Annotated in this window: 1 protein-coding gene; it reads left to right on the top strand. The window is 41.8% G+C overall.

Features of this window, described 5'->3' with window-relative positions:
• Positions 1 to 135 precede the first annotated feature (135 nt).
• The gene (locus tag BN161_RS27875; RefSeq protein WP_044272661.1) at positions 136 to 1,494 is read left to right on the top strand and encodes a transposase; all 1,359 of its coding nucleotides are present in this window, start codon (positions 136 to 138) and stop codon (positions 1,492 to 1,494) included.
• Positions 1,495 to 1,556 lie beyond the last annotated feature (62 nt).

Here is a 1,556-nt window from a genome sequence, read left to right as displayed (position 1 = left end):
TAGGGATATTCGTAAAATAATAAAATTTAAGGCAACTAATTCATTGCGAGTTAGTTGCCTTTTTTGTATCTTTAAGCATTCCCCCCCAAAAAACGGTTTGACGGCCCAAACGGGGGTAATCTAAACTAAAAACACATGGTAAAGATACAAAAAATCTCCGAAATCGAACCTTGTTTAGGTTTTACCGAGTTCGATATGCTAAAAAAATATCGTCAAAGTTTTGCAACGAGTGAATTAGGTCGCCTCCATGCTCTGTTTCCTTTCTCGGAACTGGCCCGACAAATGCATTTGAAGTCCTCTGCTTTGGGTCGTAAAAGTTATTTTTCTCCCGAAGGTAAAATAGCCTTGATGGTCCTGAAGTCCTATACCAACTTTTCCGATGCACAACTGATTGAGCATTTAAACGGTAATATTCATTACCAGTTATTTTGTGGTGTTCAGATTGATCCTCTTCATCCACTGACCAATCCTAAAATCGTCAGTGCGATTCGTCAGGAACTAGCGGACCGCCTTGATATTGAGTCCCTCCAGCTTATTCTGGCTGAGCATTGGAAACCTTATCTTAAGAACCTTCATGTCTGTATGACCGATGCCACCTGTTATGAAAGTCATTTGCGCTTTCCTACTGATGTCAAACTCTTATGGGAAGGTATTGTATGGCTTCATCGCCATCTGTGCAAACATTGCCGTACATTGCACATACAACGTCCCCGTAACAAGTATCTTGATGTAAGCCGTGCCTACCTTGCTTACAGTAAACTGCGTAAACGCAGGAAATCACAGACCCGTATGATTAAACGCAGGCTACTTCAGTTATTGGAAAAGTTACTGGACCAGATGGAGCAGCTTCATTCATCCTACAGGCACAGGCTTACACTATCCTCTGATTACCAAAGACGTTTCTCGGTCATACAGACGGTCCTTGAGCAAGGGAAGAATTTATTTGCAGGCAAAAAAGTGTCCAACCGTATCGTGAGTATCGACCGGCATTACCTTCGCCCCATTATCAGAGGCAAGGAAACCAAATCCGTTGAGTTCGGAGCCAAGGTCAACAATATACAGATAGATGGAATCTCCTTCATAGAACATATCTCCTTTAAGGCTTTTAACGAAGGAGTACGTTTGAAAGACTGTATTCATTTGCAACGACAACTGACCAAGGTCAGGGTTAAGGCGCTTGCAGCGGATTCAATCTATGCTACTAATGCCAACCGGAAATTTTGTACTAAATATCATATAAGTACTTCCTTTAAGCGTAAGGGAAGAGCTGCCAAAGATGAGCCACTGCGGAAAATCTTACGGTCGGAACTCAGCCGTGAAAGGGCTACCCGCCTGGAAGGAAGTTTTGGAACGCAGAAACAACATTACTCACTGGCCAGAATAAAAGCCAGAAACAGGAAAACGGAAATACTTTGGATTTTCTTTGGAATACATACGGCCAATGCGGTATCTATGATAGAAAAGGTCGAAAAGAAAAAAAGAACGGCTGCATAATCAGACTAAAATAAGAAGAAGAAAAGAGGAGAGGTTTTTAACTTCCCCTAAAAAGACATATA

It is taken from the genome of Bacteroides timonensis, assembly GCF_000513195.1.
GTDB lineage: Bacteria > Bacteroidota > Bacteroidia > Bacteroidales > Bacteroidaceae > Bacteroides > Bacteroides timonensis.
Note: the sequence above shows the minus strand (reverse complement) of the source record. Positions and strands in the feature narration are given on the sequence as shown.

Coding starts and splice junctions, on each gene's coding strand:
- BN161_RS27875 (WP_044272661.1), top strand. CDS start 136: ATGGTAAAGATACAAAAAATCTCCGAAATCGAACCTTGTTTAGGTTTT.